General features: G+C 58.7%; 12 protein-coding genes. 8 read left to right on the top strand and 4 right to left on the bottom strand.

All coding sequences use genetic code 11. The features are described 5' to 3' along the window. Positions 1–641 precede the first annotated feature (641 nt). Together FJ979_RS20525 and FJ979_RS20520 are read right to left on the bottom strand one after the other, a co-directional pair. Positions 642–1,133, bottom strand: a complete 492-nt coding sequence (locus FJ979_RS20525) for a hypothetical protein (protein ID WP_140583269.1) — start codon at positions 1,131–1,133, stop codon at positions 642–644. 218 nt (positions 1,134–1,351) lie between these two features. Beyond that, positions 1,352–7,708 (bottom strand): DUF3320 domain-containing protein, encoded by a 6,357-nt coding sequence (locus FJ979_RS20520; RefSeq protein WP_181181801.1) that lies wholly within the window; start codon positions 7,706–7,708, stop codon positions 1,352–1,354. 441 nt (positions 7,709–8,149) lie between these two features. Here FJ979_RS20520 and FJ979_RS20515 point away from each other — a divergent pair, with 441 nt between their 5' ends. From FJ979_RS20515 to FJ979_RS20500, 4 genes are read left to right on the top strand one after another with little or no spacing between them, the layout of a single operon-like run. Beyond that, the gene (locus FJ979_RS20515) at positions 8,150–9,592 is read left to right on the top strand and encodes a hypothetical protein (RefSeq protein ID WP_246679356.1); all 1,443 of its coding nucleotides are present in this window, start codon (positions 8,150–8,152) and stop codon (positions 9,590–9,592) included. Beyond that, positions 9,585–10,409, top strand: coding sequence for a hypothetical protein (locus FJ979_RS20510; protein WP_140583260.1), 825 nt, complete (start codon positions 9,585–9,587; stop codon positions 10,407–10,409). Before FJ979_RS20515 ends, FJ979_RS20510 begins: the two co-directional genes overlap by 8 nt. After that, the gene (locus tag FJ979_RS20505; protein ID WP_140583258.1) at positions 10,406–11,782 is read left to right on the top strand and encodes a hypothetical protein; all 1,377 of its coding nucleotides are present in this window, start codon (positions 10,406–10,408) and stop codon (positions 11,780–11,782) included. The genes FJ979_RS20510 and FJ979_RS20505 overlap by 4 nt, the downstream gene beginning before the upstream one ends. Then, on the top strand, positions 11,779–12,822 hold the full coding sequence (locus FJ979_RS20500; protein WP_181181800.1) for a hypothetical protein: 1,044 nt from the start codon (positions 11,779–11,781) through the stop codon (positions 12,820–12,822). Before FJ979_RS20505 ends, FJ979_RS20500 begins: the two co-directional genes overlap by 4 nt. A gap of 48 nt (positions 12,823–12,870) precedes the next feature. Here the strand turns inward: FJ979_RS20500 and FJ979_RS20495 are convergent, their stop codons facing one another. Then, on the bottom strand, positions 12,871–13,629 hold the full coding sequence (locus tag FJ979_RS20495) for a thermonuclease family protein (RefSeq protein ID WP_246679354.1): 759 nt from the start codon (positions 13,627–13,629) through the stop codon (positions 12,871–12,873). Between the two features lie 381 nt (positions 13,630–14,010). Here FJ979_RS20495 and FJ979_RS20490 point away from each other — a divergent pair, with 381 nt between their 5' ends. Genes FJ979_RS20490 through FJ979_RS20480 form a run of 3 tightly spaced genes read left to right on the top strand, consistent with a single transcriptional unit; the run spans position 14,011 to position 19,902 of the window. Continuing rightward, positions 14,011–16,380: a TerB N-terminal domain-containing protein gene (locus tag FJ979_RS20490; RefSeq protein WP_140583253.1), complete on the top strand. Its 2,370-nt coding sequence runs from the start codon at positions 14,011–14,013 to the stop codon at positions 16,378–16,380. Further along, a complete protein-coding gene (locus tag FJ979_RS20485; protein ID WP_140583251.1) occupies positions 16,377–17,696 on the top strand; it encodes an ATP-binding protein in 1,320 nt (439 codons plus the stop codon). The genes FJ979_RS20490 and FJ979_RS20485 overlap by 4 nt, the downstream gene beginning before the upstream one ends. Next, positions 17,677–19,902: a DEAD/DEAH box helicase gene (locus tag FJ979_RS20480; RefSeq protein WP_246679353.1), complete on the top strand. Its 2,226-nt coding sequence runs from the start codon at positions 17,677–17,679 to the stop codon at positions 19,900–19,902. Before FJ979_RS20485 ends, FJ979_RS20480 begins: the two co-directional genes overlap by 20 nt. A 939-nt stretch (positions 19,903–20,841) precedes the next feature. Here the strand turns inward: FJ979_RS20480 and ric are convergent. Then, positions 20,842–21,537, bottom strand: coding sequence for an iron-sulfur cluster repair di-iron protein (ric, locus tag FJ979_RS20475; protein ID WP_140583246.1), 696 nt, complete (start codon positions 21,535–21,537; stop codon positions 20,842–20,844). A gap of 448 nt (positions 21,538–21,985) precedes the next feature. Here ric and FJ979_RS20465 point away from each other — a divergent pair, with 448 nt between their 5' ends. Further along, a complete protein-coding gene (locus FJ979_RS20465) occupies positions 21,986–22,429 on the top strand; it encodes a pseudoazurin (RefSeq protein ID WP_140583243.1) in 444 nt (147 codons plus the stop codon). Positions 22,430–22,985: the final 556 nt, after the last annotated feature.

Here is a 22,985-nt window from a genome sequence, read left to right as displayed (position 1 = left end):
GGGCGTGACCGACGACGGCAAAGGCATCAGCTTCGACCCCCTTCCACCACGGGTCTCCCCTGCTCGACAGTCTTGCCACATCCTCCACAGTGAGTCCCACCACCGAAAGGTTGAAGCCAAGCGCTTCACCATGGGGGCGCAGCCCCTCCCGGATTTCTTGGAGCGCGCTTTCCAGCTTTTCGGAAGATGAAACCACAGCGATGTCGAGATCGCTGTCTGGGCGGTCCTCGCCCCTCGCCACGCTGCCGTAAATCCAGGCCGCGAGTACGTTCGGACGAACTGCGGAGACCACGTCAGCGATTACGGTGAGAATGTTGGAGTACCCAAGCCCCTCCTGCTCAAAGAGGGCTTCCAGTGATGCCCCCAGTGGATGCTTATGGTTGAACCGATAGAGGCGTGCTCTACCAGTCCCCTCTGACGATACGATGCCGATCCCTTTTAAGGTTCCAAGAGCAGACCAGACGCTCGCCCTTGCAAGCCCGCTGCGGTTATCTAAACCGACGTCTTGTTATCTAAGCATAACTGTTGCTGCGCTCAAAAAAATGATCGTGGCCTCTCGGTGAGCTGCGCCGAGGTCCGGCACAGTGACCACCGCAGCCGAAGGGAGACGACAGAGGCCGGAGATTCTGAAATCATGAACGTCAGAGGCGCTCGAAGCCGTTATCAGTCAGTTTGAGGAACTTGCCGCCGTCGAAAGTCAGATAGCCTTCTTGGATCAGGCCGTTGATGGCGCCACCGTATTCTGTCCCACGGACGCCGTGTTTCGAACCGAGCTGGATTTGCAGTTCCGTTGCGTTGGCTGCGATTTCGCCGGAACGGACGCCAGGATTTTTCTCGCGGATATGGTCAAAAATCCATTCCTGGATTTCTTTCACTGTCGGCTCTTTCGCTCGATGGGCCTTCGCACCCAGCTTAAGAAACTTGCCACCGTCCCACGCGAGAACCTCTGCTTCGACGAGCGCCTTCACCGCCTTGATGTATTCGTCGGCGCGGGCGCCGAATTCCCTCGCGGTACGCAGCTGCAGGCTCGTGATGTCGGTAACGATCTCGCCGGGCCGGACAGCCGAATGATTGTTGCGGATGTATTCCTGGATATAGATCTGAATCTCTTCCGTAGTCGGCACCTTGGCCATTGGTAATTCCTCCGTTCAAAAAGTGAAAGGTTATCAAATGCAATCAGCAGGTAGCGTTCGTCGCCGCCGCTTTCAAGATCCGGTTTCCCTTGCTTGGCCTGCGTGTCGCCGCTTGCAGGGCACACGGCCGCGAGGCGCAAGGGAGGAGGCGTCGGCCAACCGAGCCTCCGGCTTCGCGATGATCCACGGCGTGACGCTCCAGGGCCAAAGCCCAATCACTAGGTAGACATTTTGGCGATCGCGATCGCCGATTCAAATCGCTCTCGAGTAGCAGCCCGAATGCGTTGCAAGCCGAACTGCTCGGCTAGCTTTTCAATGACCTGATCGTCGGAGAGCCTGACGCGCAGATACGGCGACGCCAAGCTGGCAAGTTCGGCAAGTGGCGTGTCGCCATGGGATCGGCTTCCATCAGCCGAAACCCGGAAGGGCACCGGGCGATCCGTTACGGATCCTTCTGGCCAGAACACGTCCCGTTCCTCCTCACGAGATCGGGGAAAGCGCGGGTCTACGGCGTCGGTCACCATCTTCTGTATGATTGAACCCGTCCGCTCCATGCCATGTGCTCTCGCGATCCGGATGGCGAGAATATCGCCGTACAGCGGACCCTCGGTCTGAATGACAAGCGCAATCAGCTGTCGAAGCATTGGGCGATAGCTTGCCTCGTAAAAGCGGTCATGATCCGGCCTCAGCCCAGCAACACCGAAATCGGTGACGCTATAAACCCCTTCCGTTTTATTGGCTGGTGACTTGGAAGTCGCAACCTTCACATCGCGTGACATCGCCGGGAAGGATGGCGAGGACTGCACCGAGGGCTTCTGCCCGACCGACGCGCCGATGCGATCGATTACGCTGCAGATGCGATCCAAGTACTGTCTCTTTTCCATCGGGTCGGTACCGGACCTCTGGTAGTGCGGGACGCGAGTGAACCAGTCGTCAGGATCGGTAATCCTTTGGTGGACGAATGTTTCGATCATGGCTTCGCGAAGGATGGAACGATGCGGCTCCCAATTGGAGGCCGACGGCCGGATGATCTTTTCCCTAAATGACGCCAAGGCTTCGTACGCCTGGTCAGCAGTCAAACTACCGCTCCCCTCTAACGGGTCGGCGCGATCGTCTGTTTCGGCCTGCACGTCCGAAATCGCGTGCTCCGCTATGGAGTCAAATAGGGCTTGGCCATCAGTGTCATCGTCGGTTTCTGTTTCTGACAGCTCCGCGATTGTGACCTCGATCGCTGGCAAATATGTGGGGCCAAGTCGATAGTCCTGAAACGCCGACATTGGCTTAGTCCGCAACTCCTCAAGCCGCTTGAGGAGCTTTTCCGTCTGAGCGTCCGGGCTGTCAAACCAATCGGTCGACCAGACCCGAAGGATGTTCCAGCCCAGGCCCCTCAGAACCTCTTCGCGCAACCTGTCGCGGTCGCGCGCACTCTTGCTCGAGTGATACTGAGCTCCGTCGCATTCAATGCCTGCGAGGAACATTTCTGGGTGATCCGGATGCCGTATTCCCAAGTCAATCTTGAATCCGGAAACTCCTACCTGCATGTCCACAGTATGGCCACGAGCGCGAAGTCGGTTGGCCACCTCAGTCTCAAATTCACTGTCGGCCTCGCCGCCAATCAACTGGACCGCAGCACGTCCCTCGGTTTCAGTATATTCGAGATATCGTTTCAAAACATGGACGCCGTCTTTGCTGGTCTCCGTCGGTCTGACGTCTTCGGAGCCAAACGAAGCGAAAAGACCAATGCGGATTCGAGCCCGCGAAAATAGTACGTTGAGACGACGATGACCCTGCTTGCTGTTAATCGGGCCGAAGCGCTGCCGCATGACAGTCGCGCCAGCTTCCTTGCCGTAGGTCATCGATATGAAGATGAAGTCGCGTTCGTCGCCCTGAACGTTCTCCAAGTTCTTCACGAACAAAGGTTCGCCCTTCTTCCCAGCTTTCTCCCTATACGTCTCGACGAGTTCGTCATCGCCCGACATCCGTCGCAGGGTTTCCTCAATGAGGTCTCTCTGGTCCGTGTTGAGCGCGACAATACCCAACGTGGGAAGCGAATCCTCATCGCTGTTCGAGAAGTGCCGCATGAACTCTATCGCCTCTTCAGCGACGCGCTCGGCTTCGGCGACATTCCGCCTAGCCTTGTATTCCCCATTGACGCGAAGCAGGTCGATAGAGAAAGAGCCAGGTTTTGCGGCAGGGAACGTGACGAGGCTGCCCTCGTAAAAGTTGTCGTTTGAGAACCGGATTAGGCTCTCACAACGGCTGCGATAATGCCATTTCAGGCGCCTGACCTCACCGAATACCTTCTGGCATCGTTCAAGGATCGACTCGTCATCGATCTCGTCCGCATCTTCGTCATCAGTGGCCGGATTGTCGCTCGAACGTTCAAAAAAGCTCGTCGGCGGAAGCTGTTTCGGGTCGCCGACCACTACGATCTGCCGCGCACGCAACATGGCGCCCAACGCATCCTCCGGCTTCATTTGGGACGCCTCGTCAATGACGAGCAGGTCAAATTCAAATCTGCCTTGCGGGAGAAACTTTGAAAGCGAGAGGGGCGACATCATGAAACAGGGCTTCAGAGCCCTGACAGCTTCGCCAGCCCTTCCCATTAGACCGCGAACTGGTGTGAAGCGCTTTTGCTTCGGAAACTCGTTCGCCAGAAGGCTCATTTGCGTCCATGTCTTCACCGATCCGTTGCGGAGGCCGTTCGGCGGCTGTCTTGTCAGCAAACGCGCCCGGACAGTCTCGCGGTCACCAAGGATCTTCTGCCTGTCACGCTCGGCAAACGTCTTTCGTTTCGCATCGAGTTCGTTGCCAGTCCGGTTAGCCAATGACGAAGAGAGACGCCGGGCAGCCTTCGCACGAAGTCGGGAAACGACCGCGTCAAATACCGCCGGAAGTCGCGAAGGAGGGACCAGCAGCCCATCTGTCTTGAAAAGGAATTCGACGAGGCCTGCTCCCTCGAGTTCGGCTCGGGAACTGCGGAGGGAGATAAATTCTGAAAGTTCTTCTCTATGGTCCAGGAGGCTTTCAAGATGCGGGATCATGGACCGCAGATCGAAGGCCTCCATGCCACGAACCCCGAATTCATCAAGACGCTTCGCCGAGTGGCTGAGCTGGCCTGTAACGCGGTCATATGACTCCGCCACCTCGCGAAGTCTGTCGCGCCATGCCCGGGCATCAGCCGAGAGAAGTCCTTCAAGGATCGGCCCGGGCAGTCGCGCCGACTTGACCGACCGCACATATCCAATGGCGTCTTTAGTTTGCGCGACCCCGTCGTTGTCAGGCGCCAGCGAGCGCACCGCGACGGCGAATGGAGATCTGTCGACCGCGATCAGCGCTTGCGACGAGCGTGTCCTGGCGGCATCGATCTCGGCAAGGGTCGAGAGCGAAAGCGTGGAAGACGAGAGCCGGTCATCCGGGTCCAGTCCGAGAATGCGTTCGAAAGCCTCCAGATCCTTCGTGCACTGTTCCGCAGCGTCCCCGATCGGGCGCCCGTCAATCAATTCATCGAACCGTGCGCGTCCGGCTCTATACGGATCTGCCGTTCGCGAAAGCTTTGCGAATGCGGAGATAGAACCTGCGGTCAATCCGACTATGGCTTTGGCAACGCTGTTTCCGTCGGAAAGCCCAATGAGCTTATGCTCCACGGCTTCGCGCAGCTTGATCCCTTGATCGATAGCCACGAACGGCGTTGCCATCCCAGCCCAGGCTTTGCCAATCGCGGCTCCCGCGTCGCCATGGGGCGCGAACGCCTCGACCGACCGGACATGTTTGGAGATTCGGGCAAGCATGTCGACGGAGTTTGGTTCTGCCGGAAGCCGGAGCCGCTCCAACATTGCGCTCGCGGCTTTGACGTCTCCGCGTATCGCGCTGAAGAGCCTGCCGATCCCGGTTTTTCGCAATGCAGCGCCGGCCTCGTCAAGCTCCCGCGCGTCCGGCCATTTGGGTTCGTTGAATCCTCTCACCGCTTGGCGAAGTTCCAGCTCTTCGCGAGAAAGTGCGTTCCATTGATCAAATAGCTGGCCGAAAAGAGAGGTATCAATTTGGACAGCGCCGACCCATTGCAGATGCTCAGGGTGAGCGCTCTCGGTGACCTCGAGAGCAGCGGCAACAGCGTCGAGAGCGTGAACGGGGGCGGAGCCTCCCAAGCCTAGCAATTCCATTGCTTGGCCCATCGATTCAAGCGCGTCGAGGAACCCCTTGTTCCGGTGGATCGTGCGGTAGGCATGTGCCCGCAGGCCGACAGGGCTAAGCTCGGCAAGGCCTTGAGCCGGCAGCGCTGACACGATCGCCCGGGCCCGATCAAGAGTCGGCGCGTCGAGATCTCCCGCTGACGGCAAGTCGTCGACTGCTTGAACTGCCGAAAGGTGCGAGGATTGGAGGGACAGCCCATGCTGCAGGCCATCGAGATCGATGGCGGCGATGGTGGCTATCTTCGAAGGGTTCGATGGCTCCGGTATGATCTTGTCGGCGGCCGACACCGCATCTCCATCTTCGTCGGAAAGAAAGCCGAGACCCTCGTGGCGAGCCATGAATTTCGCCAATTCCGCCGCTGCATCTCGAAGGCTTTGGATCGCCGCAAGAAACTGATCGCGCTCGTACGCCGGCAGGTGCCCCGGAGGGGTCGCACTCCATGGTGACGCCGACGGGTGTCCAAAGGAATCATGGAACGCCTGCGCGCTCGCCGCGAAGATCTCTAATTTACCTCTGACGTCCCGCAGGTTGCGTGGGTCGCCTAGCAGATCGTCCGGCATATGGACGTCGTTGAAAAAGTCTCCAAGATCGGCGTTTACCGAACGTCCTCGGATCGACTTCCAAATCAGTTCGAACGGAGTCGCTCCATCTTCGGCTTCGGAGTGCAGATCGTTCAGATATTCAGAGATTTGGGCCCGTGCGAAGGTCCACGTCGTGTCCTCCTGTGCCGTAGCTGCCCTAGCGGACCGCCCGACGCCGATTTCGTATCGGCGGGCGAGGCTTTGGACCACAGCTTTGGGAGACGATCTGTCGGAGTGCAGCTCCAGGCAGAACTCGCCAACTCCGGACTTGTCGAGCCGCCGTTTGACAACGTCGAGGGCTGCCTGTTTCTCAGCCAGGAAAAGTACTGTCTTCCCAGCAGCCAGGGCATTTGCGATGATGTTCGTGATGGTCTGGGACTTCCCAGTCCCCGGGGGTCCTTGGATCACCAAATTCTTTTGCCGCATCACGTCCACGAGAGCGCTGTGTTGCGAGGCGTCGGCGTCTTGGATCAGGATCGGGGCGGACTTCTCGATCTCTGGATCGTCGATAAGGTAATCTTCGGGAGAATGGAACGAGGGCCCGTCACCATCGGCGCCCTGCTCGAAGCCGCTTAGGAGCGACCCGACAAGTGGATGTGCGGCAGGGTGGTTCTGCCACTTCTCCGGCTTGGTGTCCTCGTAGATTGCTATGCGGCTGAAGGCGAAATGGCCGAGCACTAGCCAACGCCGAATCCGCCATCTTTTCAATCCTTCGATGCTTGCCTCGACCTTGGCCAGATAGCTCTCGACGGATCCCCCATCATCGGCGTCGCCGAAATCCGGAAGGTCTCTGCCAAATTTTGTCTCCAGGAATTTCTGAAGGCTGATGTTGGTTTCGGCCGCGCCTTCACGGGCCGCCACCTCGTAGACGTGCTTTCCTCGCACCTTCTGCCGTTCGATCTTGACAGGGAGAAGGAGGAGGGGCGCGTAGATCGGCTTGTCGGAGGCATCACTGTCATACCATTCCAGGAAACCGAAAGCCAAAAAGAGCGTGGACAGGCCCGCTTCCTGTTCGGCGAGCCGGGCCTCAGCGGAGATTTTCTCCATTAGGGCCTCGAGCTCGTCAGGATATTTCAACGTCTGGAGAAAGCGGTCGGAGTGCGTTTTCTTCGTGCCCGCCGGTTGAAGCTCGGGATTGGGGTCTATGCCGAGCGAACGCGCATGTTCGTTGCGATTGACGTCCGCGCGCTTTGGTCGAGGGGGGAGTCCAAGTTGGGCACGCACGCGATCGCGAAGGGTTCTATCGAGTCGCTCGACAGTCATTTCGTCGTCGGTTGCGCTAGCGACCAAATTATCCAGCGCGGTCAGGTAGTCGATGTCGGACACCTTTGCGTGTTCCAACGCGTCAACAAATTCTTCGGTCTTTTCTTCTGGCGGAAGGCCCTCCGGCTCATCGAGATGGGCAATCCTGAACGAACCATCGTCGTCGACGAGTTTCGAGTATGCTTCCTCAAGAACCTCATCGACGATTTGCAGCTGGCGTTTTGAACGGGCGCTGATCGTGTAATTCAGCATCCGATTTTTCTTGGTCAAATCCAGGAGCTTTAGTCGGAGCTGCTCGTAGATATTTCCAAGCCTGTCCAATTCGCCGCGATCAAGCATCCCAAACCTGTCGTTCATTTCCGCCTGACGGACGACGTCCACCGCGGAAACGTTGGTATCACACATGCGATTGGGAAGTGACCCCGGATTCCTCGTTTCACACTGCGAAGATGCTAGATCAGTTCCGGTGAGCTCCAATTGCGTTTGCATGTCGTCGCGCCAATCAGGCGTCTGACTGGACTTTGCTCGTTCGGCCACTTTACGGGCTGCTGCAACATTTCTCTGGAGTTGCCCGGCTCGATGGGTCGACCGGTGCTCTAGTTCTCGCCACAACAGCTCGAGCGAAGGTCCATCGGATCGCATCTCTTTGAAAATGCGTTCGAGTTCATCGATTCTTTTCGATTGGTAGGGTCGGGAGGGCATGATGCATATGGTTCGGTGTTGCAGCCAATTCTTTCTCAAAATTGTTTCCGGCTATCAAGCGCGAGGGGGGTGCCGACAATCGCCTCAGGCCGAAATTTCTTAGAACAATCCCTGGTCATCCGCGTAGCCCTTTTCGATCTGCAGCCAGATGACAGATTCCGTGGCCCTCCTCTGCCGCAACTCGTATAGATCGTCATTATTGTTGTCCGCGTGCGTTTCTTTGCTTAAGAGGTCTCGCACGGGCTGACCATGGGAAAGTGGGCAAGGGGTAAAGAGTTGACGAAGGCGTTTGATGGGCTCAACCGGATCTTGGAAAAGGTCCGCGAGACGAGCCATGACTTTGTGGTCACGACTGAAATATTTCCAAACTTGGATGTAGACAGAGTCGTACGAGACATGAAGCTCGCGGAAGAAGGGCAAGCCCGCGGCGCAGCCGACCAGCCCTCGAAGAGCTCGAAATCGTTTGATGACGTCGAGCTGGCGATCGTCAGCAAGGTCCAGGACACTAGGAACACCGCGTACAATAACCTGGAAGACCAGCTCCATTCGTTCGCCAGCAGGCTTGGCGGCCTGGACTTCGAGGGGCAGTTCTCCGACATCCACAAGGCAAACGCTGAAGGCGTTTCCAACTTCAAGGCGGAGGTCGTCAGGGGACGCAACGAACTCCATGGTTTGCGACGTGCACTGAACGCTGCCGAAGAAGACTATGCCGATTTCCGCAGGCGGCACGGGATCACGCGCGCCCCGCGGCTGTCGGAGGGCCACGTATGGTTCTTCAAGGTGTCGTTCTTGTTCTTCCTCTTTCTCGTCGAGGCGATCATGAACGGCGTCTTCCTCGCGAAGGGAAGCGATATGGGAATTGTCGGGGGCGTTACCGAGGCCATGAGCTTCTCGTTCCTCAATATCGGGATCGCTTTGGTTTTCGCCCTGTTTTGCGTCAGCCTCACCGTCCACCGGTCCTTATTTCTGAAGCTTCTCGGATACCTTTCCATCGGTGGCTATGCTGCGCTAGCCGTCGCGCTGAACCTTGGACTTGCACATTATCGAGAGGTAGCCGGGAGCATTCTCGAAGATGCTGGACCTATCGTTATGGATAGAATCCGGCATGACCCGCTCGGACTCGTGGATATCAAATCCTGGCTTCTCTTCGGCATCGGCCTGATGTTTTCGATCTTTGCCTTTATTGACGGCTGGTACCTGAAAGACCCGTATCTCGGATATGCGGCAGTGTACAAAAGGCTGCTTTCGGCGCGCACGATGTACGCGACCCGTCAGGAAGACCTCATTGAAGAACTGCTCGGCGTACGAGACGATCACAATGAGAAGGTCGACGAAATCATAAGGGACCTCAGCGGCCGCCGCCGGGACCACAATGCGATCATCGCCCATCGGGCGAAGCTGCTCTCCTTGTTTGTCCAATACCAGGAGCAGCTCGAGCGGACCGCGAACGCGCTGCTCAAGCGTTATCGGGAAGCCAATACCAAGGCGCGAACGGAAGCAGCTCCGAAGTACTTCGACGGCGCTTACAAGCTGGACCGCATCCAACCCACGAAAGCAGGCGAGAGCGAACTGACGGACAAGGACGTCGCCGAATCCATACGCAAGGCACAGGCAGACCTATCCGACCAGATCAGAAAAATCGCTGCAGTGTGCGACGACGGCATCGACCAGTACCGCGAACTGGATAAGCTGCATCCGGAGACGGCTCCCAATGGCTAGGACGAGAAGAAGAAAAGGCCGCAAACCGGGCCGATTGGGCACTGTTGTGGCCGGCATATGTTTGCTCGTCCTCTCCGGAGCATTGATCGGTGGATTGGGATACCTTTACGCGAAGGCCAGTTCCCAAACGAAGCTGGCCAAGGAAACCTTGTGTCCGCTTGACGGCCCCGTGGCGGTAAACGTGTTCTTGATCGATACGACCGATCCGATCTCCGACACTACGCTGCTCGATATCAAGAATAGGTTCCAAAAGGCCGTATCGTCGATCCCGGTCGGCGGATTGCTGGAGATTTTTGGCCTTACCGAGAACCCGGGCGAACTCGTCAAGATGTTTGACGGCTGCAATCCTGGTGACGGCTCTTCAGTCGACCAATGGACCAATAATCCTGCAAGACGCCAGCGCCAGTGGGAGGAAGCCTTCAACAAGCCGTTGGATAAGGTTTCGGAGAGCATCCCTAATGGCCAATCCGGCAACCAGTCGCCGATCATGGCCGCCATTCAAGAAATCAAGCTCACGGTTTTCGACAAGTTCACGAAACCCGGTGCTGCGAAGCAGTTGATCGTCGCCTCCGACATGATCGAACACACGAAGCTGTACTCCCAGTACAAGTCAGGGGTCAGCTACGAAGCGTATCTGAACAGTCCAGCGAACGCCAAATACCGGACGACGCTGGACGGGGTCGATGTGGCGATCTGGTATGTCGATCGCGCGGCCAAGCCCTTTGACGGGCGCGATCATCTGCTGTTCTGGGCTAAGTGGGTCTTGGAGAATCGCGGCAACTTTCTGCCGTCGCCACGACTGGAGGGAATGAATTGAACCGTCACACAGTCGGCCAAGAGCTTTCGACGGGTCTTCTCCGGAACCTGCCGCTCTATGCCTTCGCCGCGTTTACCCTCACCGGTTGCATCTTCATCGCGGTCTCGAAGCTGTGGGGGGTGAATCCGTTCGTTTCCATGACGGTCCCGATCATGCTCATGATCGGATATTTGTCGCTGTCCTGGTTTTCGGGGAGGGTCCGGCTCCACGAAGAGCAGACCGGCGACAACCTCTATTACATGGGCTTCCTGTTCACGCTGTCGAGCTTGGGCGTTTCCCTATATCAATTCACCTCAGTGTCTTCGACAGACGACGTCATCCGGAACTTCGGCATCGCGATCACGTCCACGATCTTCGGAATCGCACTCCGCATCCTCTACAACCAGACGCGGCGAGACGTTCTCGATGTCGAGAGGGCGACACGCCACGAACTGGCAACAATGACGCGGCGCGTACGCTCGGAGATGGAAAGCGCCGCGCGCGAATTCGCCGATTTCCGTCGGGTGAGCAATCAGATGATCAGCGAGGGCTTCGACGAGATCGTCAGGCATGCTGATGATACTGGGGAGCAACTGAAGGGCGCTTTGGAGAGGATGGCGAACGAAGCCATCAAGCCAGTTCAGGATGCGTCGGCGAAACTCAGCACTGCGATCGACGCCAGCTTTGGTCAGATTGCATCCAAGCTCTCCGAAATCGCGGAAAAGGTCGACAGCTCCGGTGACGTGTTCGAGAAGGCTAACAGCGGGATGGCCAGCTCGACGTCTCAACTCGGAAGCCAAGTCGACGCCGTGGCCAGGAAACTCGAAGCGGTCATGATACCCGAAGCCGTCCTGAAGAACGAGCTCGGTCCGCTTGTCAGGGAGCTCGGCAAAATCGTCGTCGACTACGGCGCCAGGACCGAGGCCATCAGCAAAGATCAGGCTCACCGCATGGACCTGATCACCAATGCCGTCGCGAAAATCGTGGAGACAAGCGGGAGGTCGCTTCAGATCATGGAGAAGTCGGTAGAGGCGTCGGCTCAAGTTCAGCGGAGCACAGACAGCCTCGCTCGCCATATCCAACAACAGAATGCGGAGATGCAGAAGTTCCTTGAAAGGATGCTCCTCGAAACGCGCGCAGGCTCTAAGCCTGGCGTATTCGAACCTCTATCCGATGGCACTTCAGAGGGGGCAAACGGTGTTCACCATTTCACCGACGGCTTGGGGTCGACTCCGCTTCTCGACGACATCGTTGCTTTGGCCGCCCCCGTCGAAGTTCAAGCGCCGCAGCCAAACGGCCAGGATGCGCCCGAAGCGGCAGGGGATGCAATTTCCCCCGTGAATAAATCTGTCGAGAGTGAATCTGACAGCAAGCGGTGGTGGAACCGTCGTTGAGCACTCAGGGAACGTCCGTCTCAAGCGAGCAGAGAGGCTATGGCCGCGGCCTTATTCTCGGTCTCACCATGGCCGAGTCCATGCTGTTGCTCGTCTTCTGCCTTTTGTTGGCAGCGGGTGCGATCATCGCGAGAGAGCGGTCCACGTCCGAACACATCAAAGCGGACAAGCTGGCGGTCGAGGTTGAACTTCAGAAGCAGGAGGCCTCCAACGCTCTGCTCGAAGAAAAGCTCGAGGTCTTCCGAAAGACAGTTGCTGGTAGCGACGAACTCGAAAAGGAATGGCGGGAACTGGAACTCGCAAAAACGAAGGTGGACCAGATATTGGAGACCGGTCTCACTCTCGAAGAAGTTGTGCCCATGGCAGGACGGCTCCGGGATTCCGGGCTGACTGCCAACGACATCGAAAGGCTTGCCCCAGCGATCAAAGTGCTCCGAGACAAGGTCGTCGTCTCACCCGCGAAGCAGACGCCGGAAGAGCAACTTCTTGAGGTCGTCCGCAAGGCTAAGGAATCTGAAGGCAACGCAAAGCCCCACGAATGGCCGCCGATTATCAGCCTCAGCGAAACGAACGGATACTTCTTCAAGTCAGGCAGCGCGGAACTCAGCCCGAGCTTTGACGCGGCCTTGCGAGAAAACACTGCTGGACAGATTGCGGACATCGCCGCGAAATATGCGGTGGACGTCGTGGAGGTCATCGGGCACACCGATGAGCAGAAGATCTCGCGTCTTGGATCAAACCTTGATGCTGAGCTTCAAGACGTACTCGGCGGCACTGCCCCCGTCGGCGTGCTGCACCCTGCAGACAATGCGGGTCTGGGGTTAGCGCGTGCGATTGCCGTAGCCAAAGTCCTGAAGAGCGTACCAGCGCTCCAGGCGGTTACCATTCTGCCCATGTCGGGGGCCCAACTGATCCTTCCCGACGACACCCTGACCAACGGAACCCAAGCAGGTGACGTGAAATCGCGGCGTCGGATAGAGATCCGGGTCAGGAAACGCAATTCGCCTTCGACAACGGAGGTCGGCGCGAAGATTCAGTGACACGGCTGCAGCACGGGTTGGGGCAGCACGGGCAGACGGTTCCTACGATCAGCGAAGGGCGGGTCGCCACCCTGCCGCCAGTGCTTCGGCCTCCGAACAAAACCATCGCTCGCCCTTGCTCAGCGTGATTTGGGTCCTGTCGTAGTGTTTCTGCCCGGGCACGTGATAGATGCGCTCGCCTGACGAACTGATATTGCCTTTGATGCCGCATGCTTCGGAACCGGACGAGACGCCGACAAGCGGCGCGATCGGCTCGGCTGCACTTTTGCCAGTCCGCCGATCCGACCTCCACTCCCACGGACGCTCGAACGCGCCGATCCATATCCCTTTGCCTTCGGCCTTTGCCGTCGCCTGCAGTTCGGCGTAGGCGCCGTTGCTGTAACGCGGCCAGTCAAGAGCCCAGCCATCCCTGACGAGTGCAGCCTGAACGCTTTCTCCGTCCGCCCTGAAGCAGTTCCCGACGAAACGGCCGTAACGGTCGCGGGCGACGAATACGCATCGGGTCGGAGACGAGGCGGCCAGAAATTGGTCCACCGCTTCGGCGGCCTTTGCACCGCATCGGTATGCTTTGCCATTTCCGTCTGCACAGGTTTGAGACGACTCGGGCGCGTCGATGCCATTGAAGCGGATGCGCTTGCCATGGATTTCGATTGTGTCACCGTCGATGACGGAAGCACGGCCGACCAAATCCTCTTGATCTGAGGAAGCTTTGCCTTGCGCGTAAGAAATGATTTCCGGACTATTTCTTGAGACTAAGCTCCACCCGAAATATCCCGCAATGCCAGCAGCAGCGAGTGCAACTGCCACAGTCCAACGTCCGCTTCCCTTTGAATGCCGTCGCGAACGTCGCGTCACCGACTTTGCTTCGCGCCGTCGCTTAAGTCGGACACGATGGTCCATTGCCGCCCCCGATGCGCTGAACACTATGCGCCAAAACCGTACTTTTCGCCATATGCTGTGGGAAAGGGTCGGCTAACCCGTGCGTTTCAAAACCCGGCTAAGTTCATGCCACTAGGGGTGTTCCTGCTGCGGCACAAGGCCTTCACACGCTTGGATCGCCGAACGAGCACGAATGACACTGACGTCGACTGCTAGAAAAGCCTCAGTCGCTGGCAAAGAATTTGTCGCGGAGCTTCCGAATATGCAATTATTCGGGGAAAGAACATCCAAAGCAAGCCGGGGGCGACGATGGGGTGGGTGCTTGCGGGCGTGGCGCTGGCCGCCTGGTTTTTCTACCGCGCCGTAAAGAATAAGGAACGGAGCGTTCAGTCACCCCAGCTGCGCGAGTTCGCCGCAACGCGTAGCAGCTTCGCCGAAGATCCACCTCAGGCCCGAGCCGGAGAGGCGTGGATCGATCCTCGAATTAACCCCGATCCAAGATTCACCGGAAGCCCAGACCAGTGGGACCGGCGTTTGCCAGGGCCGTCGGCGCCAACTAGTGACAGGCTCCCTGCGATTAGGACTCCCGCCCGATGGATTGCGTCAGGCGAGAGGGTGCGGGTGGGTGGAATGACCATCGACGCTGGCATGTTTTATCTCGGCGGAGCCTTCACTGGAACGAGTTCGGACCGCGGAACCAATTGCCTCGTGGATCCGTCGTGCACGGTCGCGCCATCGGGCAGCGATCTATCGGGCAGCCTCCTACCTTATTGGCCGTCATATTCGAACATTCCACCCATCGCCAGGCGGACTTATCTCGACTGGCTTGCGGGCGGAAGGAACGATCCGCGGATCGGCATAGGATATGTCTTTTTGTTTTTCTACGGCCTTGAGCGTCGTATGCTCGTGGATGCGGCCAAAGAGGAGACGCCTGCCCTAATCGCAGAGGTCCGGCGCCTCCTCGCCCTCCACGGAGAAAATCATTCGTTCAAAAACTATGCGTCGAAATTCCTTGATGTCGCGGAGCTCGTCAAGGGTCCGGAAATCTCTCGCCCGGCACTCTCGCCCGATCTCAGGAACGGATACGAGATGCCGTTGTCCGTCAGGCTCCATCTAGGGCGCAAACTTGCTTCTGCGGTTTCTTTTGACGGCACGGACGCACTCCTCTGGGTCTTGTCACTTCCCGACACTTATCTGCGAACGCCTGCGACGAGATGTTTCGACGAGCTAGCCGAGCTCTGGCAAATGCGGTTCGCATCCCGCTATCCGCAAGGACTCAAGGTCAATCCACCGAAAACTAAGCTCAAGATCGAATATCATGCGGCGAGCGGCGGCTTCGAATGCAGGCTTGACCTGTCCGACAGCGAGACCGGGCCGCTCCCCGACATCGCCGCGATTTCCGCACCCCTCGAAGGCCTGCGGGATCTCCTAAACGCGTGCACTGATGAACTCGCCTCATACAGCCGCCTGCTGGGGAAAAGTCCAGAGGCGAAAGGCACGATCGAGGCCGCCTTCCTGTTGCCGAAGGAGATGTTGACATCGCCTTCGGTAATGGGAAGCGCCGCGCTCGAGCGTGTCGAACTGCTTTTCGGAGGTCGCAACATTGCGGGGGTCAAAGTAGGTCAACTCGCCCAGGCATTGGGAGTGGAGACCCCACCGAAAGGCAAACTTCCCTCAGGATTCTGCAATCAAGTCGGAGCCTTCATGGACAAGCTTGATGTAGGGTTCGAGCCAGATCGCAGATATGGCGCCCGGAATCTCGATGCCGACGGTTATGTCCTGCTGTTCAAGGCGAAAGACGGGGCGCCGGTCGATAGCGAGTCTCCAAGCTACGCTTCTGCCAGGGCCATGGTCGAAGTCGCTGCACTTGCAGCCGCTTCAGACGGGAAGATCGAGACCAGCGAATTCGAATCCATCAAGAGCGACATCAGGGCTGTTCCCGGCCTCGGCGGAATTGAGCGTGCCCGGCTGATGGCTTACGCAAGCACGCTGCTGAAGGATGCTTCCGCCCGGCAATCCGCCATGCAGAGGTTGCGCAGCGTCAAAGCCGAGGCGCGCGACAGCGCGATCCGATCGGCCACGTCGGCGGTGCTCGCGGACGGACATGCCGCCCCGGACGAGGTGAAGTTTCTCGAGCGCTTGTACAAAACGCTTGGGTATCCGGTGGAGGATCTGTATTCCGCGCTTCATCGCGGTTCGGTCGTCGTGGACGAGCCCATAGCCGTCACACCGGAAATACGGACTGGCGGTGTTCCCATTCCTGCCGAAGCCTCGGCACCCAAAGCATCGGGCATACAGATCGACCGTGCTCGGCTCGAACGGATAAAGTTGGAGACGTCAGCGGTTTCCCAACTTCTCGCAGGCATTTTCGTCGAAGACGAGCCGCTTTCTCCGCCGCCGGCCCCGACGGAGACGGCCCTGCGAGGAGACTCGAGGTTTGAAGGACTCGATGCGGCTCATGCCGAACTGCTTTCCTGCCTTCTTGGAGCCGGAGAGCTAGACCGAGACGCATTCGAAGACGTGGCGCGGAAACTGCGGCTGTTGCCGGACGGCGCGATCGAAACGATCAATGAATGGGGCTTCGACAAGTTCGACGAACCGATCCTCGACGGAGAGGAGCACGTGGTGGTCGTGGAACATGTCCGAATGGAACTGCAAAAGGCGGGAGCGGAAAGATGACGGCAGAAACTACCATCAAGGCGCGCGACCGCGACGTCATCCTCCAGGCGCTTGCCGCAGGTGTGGTCCCAAAGACGGGACTTCGCCACGTGCAGGTCGGAAGGATCGCGGAAGTTGGAGCTCTGGTCCGGGATATCGACCGCCTGTCAGATGGCGGTGCGGCGATCCGATTCGTTATAGGCGAGTACGGGGCGGGGAAGACATTCTTCCTGAATCTCGTCCGCTTGATAGCGCTCGAACGGAAATGCGTCACCATCCATGCCGACCTTGGGCCCGACCGCAGGATTCATGCGTCCGCCGGCCAGGCGAGGGGACTCTATGCCGAGGCTGTCCGGAACATGGCCACCAGGACGAAGCCCGAGGGAGGCGCGCTGCCAAGCGTTGTCGAGCGTTTCGTGACTGACTGCATGAACGACGCGGGAAGGAAAAGCGTGCCTGTCGAGCGCGTCATAGACGAACGCCTGGCCCATCTTCAGGAGGAGGTCGGCGGTTATGACTATGCGACCGTGTTGAAAGCCTACTGGCGAGGCAGCGAGGAGGGCGACGAGATCCTCAAGACATCAGCGCTACGGTGGCTGCGCGGCGAATATTCAACGAAGACAGAAGCAAGGCAGGCGCTGGGCGTCAGGAGCATCATCGATGACAATGACATCTATGACGCGCTGAAATTGCTCGCAGCATTCGTCAAGCTCGCCGGGTACGCCGGCCTGCTCGTTGTCTTCGATGAAATGGTGAACTTGTACAAGCTCCAGAGCGCGCAGGCACGCAATCAGAACTTTGAGCAAATTCTGCGCATGCTCAACGACGTCCTTCAGGGGAATTTCGGCGGCATCGGCTTCGTGTTCGGTGGCACCCCCGAATTCCTTATGGACACTCGCCGGGGCCTTTACAGTTACGCCGCGCTCCAGTCGCGTCTCGCGGAGAACGCCTTCGCGACGAACGGGCTCGTCGACCTGTCCGGCCCTGTGCTTCGCTTGCAGAGCCTTACGCCCGAAGACCTCCTTATTCTCTTGTCCAATATCCGGTCAGTGTTCGCACATGGCGATCCGGCAACTCATCTGGTACCGGATGAGGCGCTTCCCGCGTTCATGGAACATTGCAGCAAACACGTCGGCGAGGCTTATTTCAGGACGCCTCGCAACACGATCAAAGCGTTCGTCCAGTTCTTGGCGGTTCTTGAGCAGAACCCTGGAACAGGATGGGAAAGTCTTCTCGGGCGTGTCGAAGTCGCGTCCGACGTCGAGAACCCGTCAGCCGACGAAAGCGAAGGCGGCGCCGAGGGCGGGGATGAGAATCTTGCCAGCATCAGGCTCTGAGGACCGTTCCGGCTTCGACAGGCTACATGAGACGATCCGGCGTTGGATCTGGGAACAGAAGTGGGAGGAACTGCGCGACGTCCAGGACAAGGCGATCGCCGCGATCCTGAACGGCGAGAACGACGTCCTGATCGCTGCCGCTACCGCAGCCGGAAAAACGGAAGCCGCTGTCCTGCCGATCCTCACGAAGGTTGCTGATCGGAACGAACGTGGTTTTTCCGTCCTGTATGTCAGCCCGCTGAAAGCCCTCATCAACGATCAGTTCCGCCGCCTCGACGACCTGTGCGAGCGCATGGAGATCGACGTAGTCCGCTGGCATGGAGACGCTCCGCAGTCCGCGAAGCAGCGAGCGCGGCGTGATCCGCGCGGACTCGTCCTGATCACTCCGGAATCCATTGAGGCAATGCTGCTCCGCCGCCCGGGCGACGCGAAGGCAATGATGGCTTCGCTGGACTTCGTTGTCATCGATGAATTGCATGCTTTCCTCAACGGACCTCGGGGGCTGCACCTCGCGAGCCTTCTCCGTCGGCTGGACGATTTGGCCGGGAAGCCGGCGAGGCGTGTCGGCCTCTCGGCCACGATCGGCGACCTTGCCGTCGCCGCGCGCTGGCTCCGGCCTGAGAACCCCTCTTCGGTAGTGGTCGTCGAATCCACGGCCGATTCACCGGAGCTCCGTCTTCAGGTTAGGGCATACGCCGATTCCGAGGAGGTCGAAGATGCCGACGGCCTAGAGAGCGACGAAGGGCCGCCAACTGCACTGGATCTGATTGCCGACCAAATCTTTGCGAACTTGCGGGGATCCAACAATCTCGCTTTCGCCGGATCGAGAAAGCGTGTCGAGGCTTTGGCCGATCGACTCCGCACGCGGTCCGACAAAGCGGGCGTGCCGAACGAATTCTTGCCGCATCACGGTAGCTTGTCGAAAGAACTTCGAGAGGAGCTGGAGGATCGGTTGAAGAAGGGCGATCTTCCGACCACGGGCGTGGCGACGACAACGCTCGAGCTAGGGATCGACATCGGGTCCGTCAAATCGGTGGCGCAGATCGGCGCGCCGCGGCAGTTGGCGTCACTGCGCCAAAGGCTAGGCCGCAGCGGACGCCGGCGTGGCGTCCCGGCGATCCTGCGGATTTATGTTCGGGAACGCAGCCTAGCTGCCGATGCTGACCCTCTAGACCGGCTGAGGTTGGAGACGGTGCGGGCAACTGCCTCAGTCCGTCTCCTGATTGAACGGTTCGTCGAGCCTCCGTCCTTAGACAGCGCCATCGCGACGGTGGCGCTTCACCAGACGCTTTCAGTGATCGTCCAGGACGGCGGGGCGCGTGCTGACCGGTTGTTCCGATTGCTATGCGGTGCCGGGCCGTTGTCTGCACTCGACAAGACTGACTATGTGGAGCTTCTCCGATCGATGGCCTCGCCGGAACAAAGGCTGATCGAGCAGGCGCCGGACGGGACGATCATGCTTGGCGAGGTCGGCGAAAGGCTCACGAGCGCGCGTGATTTCTACGCCATTTTCTCGACGGACGAGGAGTGGAGGCTGGTCTCAGGAGGGCGCACGTTAGGGACGATCCCTATCTCCAATCCAGTGGGGGCCGGCTCAGTGATTTCGTTCGCGGGTCAGCGATGGCGCATCGTCACGGTGGACGACCGGGGAAAAGTGATTGAAGTCGAAAGGCACCGATCCGGAAAGATTCCGAAATTCGACACCATTGCGAACGAACCGATTCACGACCGGCTCGCGGCCGAGATGCAGGCAGTTCTGTCGTCAATGGAAACCCCCGCTTATCTGGATGTGGCCGCGACCGATTTCCTTGTGCAAGGAAGGGCTGCTTACAAACTGTTGGGGCTGGATGAATCCCGATTTCTGCAAGCAGGCAAGGACACCCATATCCTCACGTGGAGAGGAACCGACGCGAATTCGGTCTTGGCCTTCGCTCTGGTTTCGGCTGGCCTGGAATGCGTGGTTCTCGATGTCGGGGTCACGGTCGTTGAAACGACGCCCGATGAAGCTGTCGCAATACTTCGACAGGTTGCCGAGCGGCCGCCGGACATTGGATCGATCGCGGATTTTGTGGAGAACCTTAGGACAGCAAAATTCGACGAGATGGTGCCGGAAACCTTGTTACGGCGGCTGTGGGCGAGGGCGCATTCAAGAATCGGAGAAGACCTTGGGATGATGGCAGGGGAAGTCCTCGCGTCCAGGATTTGAAGCTTTTAACCGATTGCAAGCATGCAAAGAAAAGACGCCCACACAATCCGAATCGCTTGCTGAGGTCGCCAGTGTGCTGCCGATGTGGACCTTGATAGCTCTGTCGGCATTGGCCTAAGCGCGTTCCGCGAATGGACATACCGAGAGGCCTGCGAGCCTGCTGGGGTTGAGCAACACCTCTGCCTCTCCCCGATGCGATGAAACTGTAAGGATATCGCCTTTGTAAATGACGGCCCTCGCCAGCACGGGACGGGGTACATGTATCCCACGATGACCCTTCGCAAAATCTTCAGCCACATCGATATCCGTTGTCCAAGAGATTCCTTTGACGCGGGTGCGCGAACAGCCTCGATAAACCTTCACCTGCTCCGGTAGGTCGGAATAGAATTGCTTATCCTCGCATCCTAGGAACTCGCCACAATGGCCAGCCCTCTCCAATTGCTGGATGGCTCTTGCTCCGTGTTCCCACGTGGCATCGCAGCTTGACCAAACCTGATGGAAAATCGACCAGAAAACCGCCGAATCTTCGAGATTGGCCAATCCATCCAGATGGTCCAGCAGACCATCGAGACGGGTTGTCGAAGAGTATCGCCGGAAGAGGTGGCGTACCTGGCAATCTACCGTCTCCGAACTCGCTTGCTCTAGGTCGTCATGCTGTTGCACCACTTCCCCTCGTCCCAAGCGAGCACCCTTTCAAAGCAAATCTGATACAATGATGCGGGAGGATTCATTCGACGCAAAGGGGGTAAGCTGCAATTCGGATCGCTGATGCCAGCGTTTCGACGCCTGGGCCGCAAAGATCACGGACAGGATGCCGCTGCGCTACCCAGGTAAGGCCGGGCCTGCAGTCGCTGGTCCGACGCACGGGTCTCCGGGTTGCGACGGGTTTCGCCGAGTCGAGGATCGGCCCGGCGATCCGAAATTCCGCGGCAGTCGGCGTTAGGTCCGGCTCTCCGCCGCAGCGAAGCGCGGGAAAAGAATGTTGTTCTCCAAGTGGATGTGCTTGATCAGATCTTCAGCGAACTGGGCCGTGCCCACATAGAGCGCTTGCCATGAGCGGCAAGCCCCTTCGGGCGTGGTGAAGTTGTCGGTGAGGCTTTCAAGCCGCCCAAGCGAAATGCCCTGCTCGTCGTGCTCGTGCCGCAGTTCCGAAATAGGGATATCAAACTTACCTTCAGTCCACTGCAGCATCGCCGGAAACAAGATGGCCTCTTCCTTGGCCATATGCGGTTCCAGGTCTCTTTGCAGTTGCCGCAACGCTTCGGAAAGCCCGGCCGGCACCTTCGGATGTTCGCGATGCACCGCCTCCACCTTTCGCGACAGCGCTATAAGCTCCTGCAATGCACGCCGGTGCGCCTCGTGGTAGCACGCCTGAATATGGCCGATCAGAACGTCGTTGCTCATTGCGGTAGGCACCGCGCTAGCGCCATCGGGGGTGCCGAGCGCTGCCAGCGCCCGCTCAAGCTCGCCTCGATCGACCCCTCGTCGGTGAGCGGCACTGTCGAGAGTGAGATCGCCGTTGCAGCAGAAATCGATCTTGTAGTTCCGGAGAACCGCAGTGGCGCCGGGTAGCGTGGCGGCTATGTCGCCGACAGTGCGCTGCCAGAGTTCTGGACCAGAGAATTGGGTGTTCATCACGAAGATCCTTGCAGTCGAGTAGGGGCCCTGAAGTTCAGAGCGATTCATCCGACATAACGCCCCGTCGCGCAGGGGCGGTCTGGCGTAGTCGGGGCTGTCTCACCGATCGACGATATTCAAATGGGCGTCTTTGCGCTGGAACAACAAAAACCCAAACCGCTGGCGGACACGCCGCGGTGCGGGCGAACCCGGGTCCGCTATAAAACGGGGAAGACGGACAGATCGCTTGCGTTGGGCTGGAGCAGGATCTTTCCATTGTTGTCGCGGACCACGTGGGTGAGGAGCTCATCGTGGCTGCGGATCGGGCCAAGCCGCTGGCTGAAGTGTGAATGTGCATTTTTCTGAAGCATGTTTGTCCTAGCGCAAAGTACGGGCCGGATGCAGCCGATAGACAGGCGGCCACACGCAAAATCCGCCATTTACACCAAAGAAGGAAATTAGAAGAATGCGCTCGATCAGACTTGTGCCGCTCCTTACCGCCGCCGTTCTAACCTGGGCCAGCGCCGCAAGCGCCGCCGAATTCGAGGTATCCATGTTGAACATGGGCAAGCACGGCATGTTTCAGCTCGAACCATCGTTTCTCAAGGTAGCGCCCGGCGACACGGTTCATTTTGTTGCCAAGGACAAGGGCCACGATGTCGAGTCGATCCCCGGCATGCTGCCGGACGGTGCGGAGCCGTTCAAAGGGCAGATGAACAAGGACGTGACCGTCACGTTTACCAAGCCCGGTGTGTACGGGATCAAGTGCAATCCCCATTACGGCATGGGCATGGTCGCCCTTGTCGTGGTCGGCGATCCGGGCAGTAACCTGAAGGCAGCGGAATCGGCCAATCAGCCCGGCAAGGCCAAGAAGGCTTTCGAGGAACTGTTCAAACAGATTGGCCAATAATGCGCCCGTAAAACAAACAGTTAAGCAGCAGTGATGCTACCGAATCGCTGGCTGCTTTAAGACTGGCGCTGGCTGCTGTGACCGTGCACGTGCAACCGCGCTGCGATAGCAGCGCTCCCCATCGCTCGATCCACTGCCTGTTGGCCGAGCCAGTACAACCTCGCGGCTGTTTTCGACGGCGCCTCATCGCCCAAGACGGCAAGCCGTGAACCAATCCGTCGGTGGAAGCGGCACGCGACTCCAGCCGTCGGCTTTGTCGCACGAAGGCCGGCAATTGATGAGGCATCCAGCATGAAGCTCTCGTCCGCGCCTGCCTTCGCGCCAACAGAGGCTACGCCGCTCTTCGCGTAGCGCTGCAGCGTGGTCGCGACCACTGCCCCTTCGCTCGGACTGTCGCATCGTTGCCGTGTGCTCCAACGTAGGAATGGAAGGCGAAAGCCAGCGTTTATTTGTTCATCGCAACGCCGAGGGCTCGGCGGGGTGAACAGCGCACTGGCATCTGCCTCGTCCCGCGATCGAGCGGTTCGGAAGGCAGCCCGCGCGGATCGGCAAGTGC

It is taken from the genome of Mesorhizobium sp. B1-1-6, assembly GCF_006443035.1.
GTDB lineage: Bacteria > Pseudomonadota > Alphaproteobacteria > Rhizobiales > Rhizobiaceae > Mesorhizobium.
The sequence above is the reverse complement of the archived record's forward strand: the minus strand, read 5'-3'. Positions and strand labels throughout refer to the sequence as shown.

Excerpts from the sequence above, each read along its gene's own strand:
- FJ979_RS20510 (WP_140583260.1), top strand. The coding sequence starts at position 9,585 with ATGGCTAGGACGAGAAGAAGAAAAGGCCGCAAACCGGGCCGATTGGGC.
- FJ979_RS20525 (WP_140583269.1), bottom strand. The coding sequence starts at position 1,133 with ATGGCCAAGGTGCCGACTACGGAAGAGATTCAGATCTATATCCAGGAA.
- FJ979_RS20485 (WP_140583251.1), top strand. The coding sequence starts at position 16,377 with ATGACGGCAGAAACTACCATCAAGGCGCGCGACCGCGACGTCATCCTC.
- FJ979_RS20465 (WP_140583243.1), top strand. The coding sequence starts at position 21,986 with ATGCGCTCGATCAGACTTGTGCCGCTCCTTACCGCCGCCGTTCTAACC.
- ric (WP_140583246.1), bottom strand. The coding sequence starts at position 21,537 with ATGAACACCCAATTCTCTGGTCCAGAACTCTGGCAGCGCACTGTCGGC.
- FJ979_RS20490 (WP_140583253.1), top strand. The coding sequence starts at position 14,011 with ATGGGGTGGGTGCTTGCGGGCGTGGCGCTGGCCGCCTGGTTTTTCTAC.